7 protein-coding genes and 1 CRISPR repeat array are annotated in these 7,241 nt (G+C 68.5%); all 7 genes read left to right on the top strand.

Features of this window, described 5'->3' with window-relative positions; genetic code table 11:
• Positions 1-48: 48 nt before the first annotated feature.
• From casA to cas2e, 7 genes are read left to right on the top strand one after another with little or no spacing between them, the layout of a single operon-like run.
• Positions 49-1,668, top strand: a complete 1,620-nt coding sequence (gene casA / locus A4V12_RS23145) for a type I-E CRISPR-associated protein Cse1/CasA (protein ID WP_234372305.1) — start codon at positions 49-51, stop codon at positions 1,666-1,668.
• The gene (gene casB / locus A4V12_RS23150; RefSeq protein WP_064071339.1) at positions 1,665-2,375 is read left to right on the top strand and encodes a type I-E CRISPR-associated protein Cse2/CasB; all 711 of its coding nucleotides are present in this window, start codon (positions 1,665-1,667) and stop codon (positions 2,373-2,375) included. Before casA ends, casB begins: the two co-directional genes overlap by 4 nt.
• Positions 2,372-3,571, top strand: coding sequence for a type I-E CRISPR-associated protein Cas7/Cse4/CasC (cas7e, locus tag A4V12_RS23155; RefSeq protein WP_064071340.1), 1,200 nt, complete (start codon positions 2,372-2,374; stop codon positions 3,569-3,571). Before casB ends, cas7e begins: the two co-directional genes overlap by 4 nt.
• Positions 3,568-4,290: a type I-E CRISPR-associated protein Cas5/CasD gene (cas5e, locus tag A4V12_RS23160; protein WP_064071341.1), complete on the top strand. Its 723-nt coding sequence runs from the start codon at positions 3,568-3,570 to the stop codon at positions 4,288-4,290. The genes cas7e and cas5e overlap by 4 nt, the downstream gene beginning before the upstream one ends.
• Complete coding sequence (gene cas6e, locus A4V12_RS23165; protein WP_064071342.1) at positions 4,290-5,051, top strand: type I-E CRISPR-associated protein Cas6/Cse3/CasE; 762 nt, start codon at positions 4,290-4,292, stop codon at positions 5,049-5,051. Before cas5e ends, cas6e begins: the two co-directional genes overlap by 1 nt.
• The gene (cas1e, locus tag A4V12_RS23170; RefSeq protein WP_064071343.1) at positions 5,048-6,001 is read left to right on the top strand and encodes a type I-E CRISPR-associated endonuclease Cas1e; all 954 of its coding nucleotides are present in this window, start codon (positions 5,048-5,050) and stop codon (positions 5,999-6,001) included. The genes cas6e and cas1e overlap by 4 nt, the downstream gene beginning before the upstream one ends.
• A complete protein-coding gene (cas2e, locus tag A4V12_RS35505; protein WP_079137277.1) occupies positions 5,998-6,345 on the top strand; it encodes a type I-E CRISPR-associated endoribonuclease Cas2e in 348 nt (115 codons plus the stop codon). Before cas1e ends, cas2e begins: the two co-directional genes overlap by 4 nt.
• 80 nt (positions 6,346-6,425) lie before the next feature.
• Positions 6,426-7,186: direct repeats of the CRISPR family, unit length 29 nt; unit sequence CTGCTCCCCGCGCACGCGGGGATGGTCCC.
• The last annotated feature ends 55 nt before the right edge of the window (positions 7,187-7,241 follow it).

Consider the following 7,241-nt stretch of genomic DNA (forward strand, 5'->3'; position numbering starts at 1 on the left):
CCTACCAGCCCGTTAACGTTTGACCTGACCGACTGTCCATGGATCCCTGTGCTGTATCTCGACGGCAGCCAGGCGGAACTTTCCTTGCGTGAGGTCTTCGCGCAAGCCGGGCGGATCCGGCGCCTGGTGGGGGAGCTGCCCACCGTGGAATTCGCGGTGCTGCGGCTGCTCCTGGCCGTGTGCCACGACGCGCTCGACGGGCCGGCAGACGTCGACGAGTGGGCGGACCTGTGGGACGACGAACATTGTTTCGCGCCAGTGGCCGGTTATCTGGATAGCCGGCGGGCCAGGTTCGACCTGCTTCATCCCCTCCAGCCGTTCATGCAAGTGGCAGGCTTGCGCACGGCGAAGGACGAGGTCTTCTCCCTCAACCGGATCGTCGCCGACGTGCCGAACGGTGAGCCGTTCTTCAGCTCCCGCCAGCCGTCGGTACCGCGGCTGCCGTTCGCCGAGGCCGCCCGGTGGCTCATTCACACCCATGCCTACGACACCTCCGGCATCAAGTCCGGAGTCGCCGGGGACGACCGCGCGAAAGGCGGCAAGGTCTATCCCCTGGGCGTGGGCTGGGCCGGCACCCTGGGCGGGGTCTTCGCCGAAGGCGACACCCTGCGCCAGACCCTTCTTCTGAACCTCATCGCCGACGACGCCGGAGGCGGCGGGAACGACCATGATCGGCCAGCCTGGCGTCACGATCCCAGCGGTCCCTCAGCGGTGACGGGCCGGCGACCGGGCGGTGTGCGGGATCTGTACACCTGGCAGAGCAGACGGGTACGCCTCCACTTCGACGCCGACGGTGTTCACGGTGTCGTCCTGGGATACGGCGACCCTCTCGCCCCGCACAACCAGCACCGTCTTGAGCCGATGACGGCTTGGCGGCGCAGCGCGGCGCAGGAGAAGAAGCGGGGCGAGGCCGTCGTCTACCTGCCCAGGGAGCACGACCCGTCCCGGGCAGCGTGGCGGGGCCTGGCTGCGCTGATCGTGGACCGGGTGGTGCCCGGGCAGGGCGCTGAGGCGGCGCCGGTGCTGCGACCGGGTGTTCTTGAGTGGGTGGCAAGGCTGGTGACCGAGGGCGTGCTGCCCCGCGGTTTTCTGATCCGGGCGCGGGTGGTCGGGGCGGTGTACGGCACTCAGCAGTCGGTGATCGACGAGGTTGTCGATGACCATGTCGCGATGGCTCTGGTATTGCTGCACCGGCAGGACCGTGACTATGCCGTCCAGGCGATCGACGCGGTCAGCGACGCAGAGAAGGCCGTCCTCGCCCTGGGGGACCTTGCCTCAGATCTCGCCCGCGCCGCCGGCAGCGAGGCCGAAAGCATGAAGGCCACCGCGCAGGAGCGCGGCTTCGGCGCTCTTGACCATGCCTACCGCACCTGGCTGCGACACCTGGCCGCTGCGGATGACCCCTTCGATCAGCGCCGGCTGTGGCAGCAGCAGGCCCACCGCACCGTCCGCACGCTGGGTGAGGAACTGCTCCGCAGCGCGGGAGAGGCCGCCTGGGAGGGCCGGCTGATCACGACCAAGGCGGGCACGGAGTGGCTCAACGCCGCCCTGGCCGAGGCCTGGTTCCGCGCCCGCCTGAACAAGGCACTCAGCTACCCATTCACATCTCCTGAGCCCAGCGGCGAGGCCGTTTCCGTTCCCGCTTCACTGCCGAAGGTGTCCGCATGACCACGCCCACCGCCCCCGCCCCATCCAGCCTCACCTCGCCGGCCCAGCGGGTCGGGCAACTCGTCCGCGAGACGGTCACCGACCTGCAGAGGGACTATCTGGCCGACCGGCCCGCGGCCGTGGCGGCGCTGGCCCGGCTACGCCGCGGTGCGGGCAAGACCTTCGGAGAAGTCCCCGAGGACCTGTGGGGCCTGATCGACACCGGCCCCCTCCACACCACCCCACCAGGCGCACGGTCGTTGCACGAGACGGAACTTACATGGGCCGAGGACGCTGTCCACACGGCCCTGACCCTGTGGGCCCTGCATCAGCAGTCACGTGGCAGCGGCATGCACGTCTGCGACACCCGCACCGCCCCTCGAGGGCTGGGGGCTGCCGCCCGTCGGCTGATGTCGCCCGGGGACGTCGACGAACCCGTACGCAAACGTCTCGTCAGAGCCGGCAGCGCCCCAAGCCTCCCCGCCTTGGCCAGCCGGCTACGGGACATCGTTCTGCTCCTGCGCCGCGACGACATCGCACTCGACTACGCCCTGCTGGCCGAGCAGCTCTACCAGTGGCAGCAGCCCGGCGGCCGTGATGCCGTACGTCGCGCCTGGGCACGCTCCTTCCACGCCTACCGCCGCCGCGCCGACGAGCAGCCTGCCGACCAGGCTGGCAACTCCGTCAACGCCGACACCACCACGACCACGGACAAGGACGCCTCGTGATCCGCATCTTCCTCGACGTGCACGCCCTGCAAACCGTCCCGCCCAGCAACCTCAACCGCGACGACACCGGCGCGCCGAAGACCGCGATCTACGGCGGCGTCCCGCGCGCACGCGTCTCCAGCCAGGCCTGGAAGCGTGCCACCCGCGGCTACTTCAAAGACGAGAACCTCCTGGACCCCAGCGACCTGGGGGTGCGGACCAAGAAAGTTGCCGAAGTCCTGGCCGAGCGGATCACCGGCCTCGATTCCGGCATCGATCAGAAGCAGGCCCTCGCGCTGGCGGCTGCCCTCATCGAAGCCGCGACCGGTTCGAAGATCGAAGTCCCGAAGCGGAAGGCCGACGCCGCGAAGGACGGCGTGGACGCACCGGCTCCTGAATCGAAGTACCTGATGTTCCTCAGCTCCCGCCAGCTCGACAACCTCGCCGCCCTTGCTGTGGAAGGCGCCGCGGACATCAAGATGTGGCTCAAAGACAGGGACAACAAGGCCCGCGCCAAGCAAGCCGCCGACACCCGCCACTCCGTCGACGTCGCCCTGTTCGGCCGCATGGTCGCCGACTCCGCCGACATCAACGTCGACGCCGCCGTCCAGGTCGCCCACGCCATCAGCGTCCACCGCGCCGAGACCGAATCCGACTACTACACCGCCGTCGACGACCACAACACCGACGCCGAACCCGGCGCCGGCATGATCGGCACAGTCGACTTCAACTCCGCCACCCTCTACCGCTACGCAGCCCTCTCCGTCCACCAACTGGCCGACAACCTCGGCAAGGGACTGCGCGAGAACGAGCCGCTCACCACTCCCGTGCGCCGCGCCGTCGAAGCCTTCGTCCACGGCTTCGTCGCTTCACTGCCCACCGGCAAGATCAACACGTTCGGGCACCACACCCTGCCCGACGCCGTCATCGTCAAGCTGCGCACCACCCGCCCCATCAGCTTTGTCGCCGCCTTCGAAGAGCCCATCGGGAGCCAGAACGGCGCCGGGCACGTCCGTGAGGCCTCCGGCCGCCTCGCCCAGTTCATCCCCGACATCGAGCGCGCCTTCGGCGACGAGGACTCCACCCTCACCTGGGTCCTGCGCGTCGGACCGAACACGGAAAAGCTCTCCGGCATCGGTGAAGAGGCCGCCAACCTGCGTGAACTGGTCACCTCACTCGGCCAGGCCGTTGCCGAGCGTCTGGACAAGCCCGCATGAGCGTGCTCACCCTGAAGTTGGCCGGCCCCCTGCAAGCGTGGGGGGCCTCCGCCCGCTTCGCCCGCCGCACCACCGAGTCCGCCCCCACCAAGAGCGGCGTCATCGGCATGCTCGCCGCCGCCAAAGGCATCGCCCGAGGCGACGACCAGGCGCTCGCCGCGCTCAGCTCACTGCGCTTCGCCGTGCGCGTCGACCAGCCCGGCACACGCCTGCGGGACTTCCACACCGCCCACCACCCCGTCACCGGCAAATCCATGCCCCTGTCCGAACGCTTCTACCTCGCCGACGCCGTCTTCGTCGCCGCCGTGGAAGGCGACCACACGCTCATCACCGAGCTGCACGACGCCGTACGGCACCCGGTGTACCCGCCCTACCTCGGCCGCCGCTCCTGCCCGCCGGCCCACCCCGTCGCACTCACTGTCCGAACAACCGCACTCGAGCAAGCACTGGCCGAAGAAGCCTGGCAGGCAGCCCGCTGGTACCAGAAACTGCACCACGGCAAGCCGATCGTCAGCTTGACCGTGCTGAGCGAGGCCCGCACGGACGAGCCACACAGCGACCTCCTGCGCGACCAGCCCGTCAGCTTCGCCCCCGAACACCGACGGCACGATCTGCGCGGCGTCGTCACCACCGCAGTCGACATCCCCGCGCCGTGGGCTGCCAAACGGCCGGTGCCTACACATGACCCCTTCGCGGCCCTGACGGAGGACAGCGCCTGATGTACCTCACCCGATTCCGCATGAACACCCCACGGCCCGGCGCCCGCAGGCTGCTCGCCTCACCTCAAGCCCTGCACGCGGCCGTCATGTCCTCCTTCCCGGAACTGTTGCCGTCCGACAGCGGCGACCCCCACGCGCCGCGGGTCCTGTGGCGACTGGACCACAACTCGAGAGCCGAAGTCCTCCTCTATATCGTCAGCCCGGACAGCCCGGATCTCACCCACCTCGTGGAACAGGCCGGCTGGCCCGCCGCCAGCACCCCCGACAAACCCGGCTGGCTAAGCCGCTCCTACGCTCCCCTGCTGGACCGCTTGGCCGAAGGCGACATTTGGGCCTTCAGACTGACCGCCAACCCAGTGCACTACATCCGCCGCAAAGACGGCGAACCCACCAAGCGCACCGCCCACCTCACCCCCATCCACCAGAAAAACTGGCTGCTGAAGCAGCAGGACCGCTGCGGATTCCGCGTCCTTGAAAAACGCCAGGCCTCGCGTCTCCTCCCCGGCGGTACCACCCACCAGGGACACCCGCACCACGGTGACCAGCACGAACTGACCGTCCGGGACGAACGACGCCTGGCCTTCAACAAGCGCGACCAGCGGTCCTCCGCACGGAACACAGTGAACGTCGTCACCGCCACCTTCGACGGCCGGCTCCAAATCACCGACCCCGCAGCCCTACGCCGCACCCTCACCACGGGACTGGGCAAAGCCAAAGCCTACGGCTGCGGCCTGATGACCTTGGCACCCACCGACTCATGACAACCATTTCCACACGAACCGCGCTCACACCCCGGCACCTCACCCGCGCCAGCGAACGTCTCTCCTTCATCTACCTCGAGCGCTGCACCGTCCACCGCGACGCCAACGCCATCACAGCCCAGGACGCCGAAGGCACAACGCACATCCCCTCAGCAACCATCGGCACCCTTCTGCTGGGCCCAGGCACCCGGATCACCCACCAAGCGATGAGCGTCCTCGGCGAAACAGGTGCCGCCGTCGCCTGGGTAGGCGAGCACGGCATTCGCTACTACGCCGGGGGCCGCGCGTTGACCCGCTCCTCCGCCCTGGCCGAACTGCAAGCCACCCACTGGGCAAACCAGCGAAGTCGCCTCGCAGTCGCTCGCGCCATGTACAAGCTTCGCTTCCCCGAGGAAGATCCGACCAGGTGCACCCGCCGCGAGCTGCTGGGCCGCGAGGGACAGCGCGTCAAAGCGTGCTACCAGGCTCAGGCCGCCCGTACCGGAGTGCCATGGCGCGGCCGCCGGTACGTGCCAGGTGACTTCACCAGCGGTGACCCAGTCAACCAGGCCATCACAGCCGCAGCACAATGTATGTACGGCATCACCCACGCAGTCGTGGCCGCCCTCGGCTGCACGCCAGCTCTCGGCTTCATCCACTCCGGCCACGAACTGTCCTTCGTCTTGGATATCGCCGATCTGTACAAGACCGAGATCGGTATCCCCCTTGCCTTCGACATCGCCGCAGAAGGCGAAGAAGACGTCGGGTCCAGAACCCGCCGAGCCCTGCGCGATCGCATTAACGACATCGGATTGCTGCAGCGATGCGTTAGCGACATCCAGCACCTGCTCGGCAACGGAACAAGCCAGGCATCGACGGAAGACACTGCCGATGTTGTCACCGTCCAGACGGATGGCGGCCTAGAAGTGGCCGCCGGCTTCAATCACGCAGAGCAGGCATACACCTGGTGACCATCATCGTGCTTACCAACTGTCCAGTCGGCCTACGTGGCTACCTCACCCGCTGGCTCCTGGAAATCTCGGCCGGAGTGTTCATCGGCAACCCTTCCGCAAGGATCCGCGACATCATGTGGACCGAGGTCCAGCAATACGCGGGGCAAGGCAGAGCACTTCTGGCGTACACCACCACTAACGAACAGGGGTATGCGTTCCGAACGCACGAACACTCATGGAACCCCACCGACCACGAAGGTCTCATGCTGATCCACCGCCCGGAGGCCCCCCAACCAGTGAGCGCTGCACCAAAGGCCGGCTGGAGCAGGACGGCTAAGCGACGTCGATATGGTGGCGGTTAGCGGTTATGTGGAAAATGACCGAATCGCTGAAGCTGGTAAGAAACCGCTTCGCCTGTACCTAACGCTGCTGGTCACGCAGTCTGCTCCCCGCGCACGCGGGGATGGTCCCGTGATGCCCGTCGCGGCGACGGCCTCAGCTGTCTGCTCCCCGCGCACGCGGGGATGGTCCCCGGTAGATGTTGCCGGAATGCCGACTGTTGTCCTGCTCCCCGCGCACGCGGGGATGGTCCCGCGTCCCGGTCGCCAACCCCGGTGAACGGCTCCTGCTCCCCGCGCACGCGGGGATGGTCCCTTGGCGCTGCGGATGACGCTGGTGGTGGCGGTCTGCTCCCCGCGCACGCGGGGATGGTCCCAAGGCACGCGCGGACAAGCTGCCCAAGATGTTCTGCTCCCCGCGCACGCGGGGATGGTCCCAGCCGACACGACCTGCTTCCGCAGACGGGCCGCTGCTCCCCGCGCACGCGGGGATGGTCCCTCTGGCGGCTGGGAGGTCGTCGACCGGGACATCTGCTCCCCGCGCACGCGGGGATGGTCCCGTGGTCTGCGCCTCCTGGGCGCCGTCGTCGGTCTGCTCCCCGCGCACGCGGGGATGGTCCCGGTGCTGTTCGCGGGGGGAAAGTCCACCCTCACTGCTCCCCGCGCACGCGGGGATGGTCCCGCGGGCATGGACCGTGGCCGCCAGGTGCTCACCTGCTCCCCGCGCACGCGGGGATGGTCCCGGGTCGCCGGTCAGTCCCTCGCTCATTTCTTGCTGCTCCCCGCGCACGCGGGGATGGTCCCGGTGCGGCGGGGTCCGGGTCGTAGTCGGTGAGCTGCTCCCCGCGCACGCGGGGATGGTCCCCTCCGGGAGGCGTTCGCCTGCGGATCCACGTCCCGCTCCCCGCGCACGCGGGGAT

The organism is Streptomyces noursei (genome assembly GCF_001646665.1).
In the GTDB taxonomy this organism is placed as follows: domain Bacteria; phylum Actinomycetota; class Actinomycetes; order Streptomycetales; family Streptomycetaceae; genus Streptomyces; species Streptomyces lavendulocolor.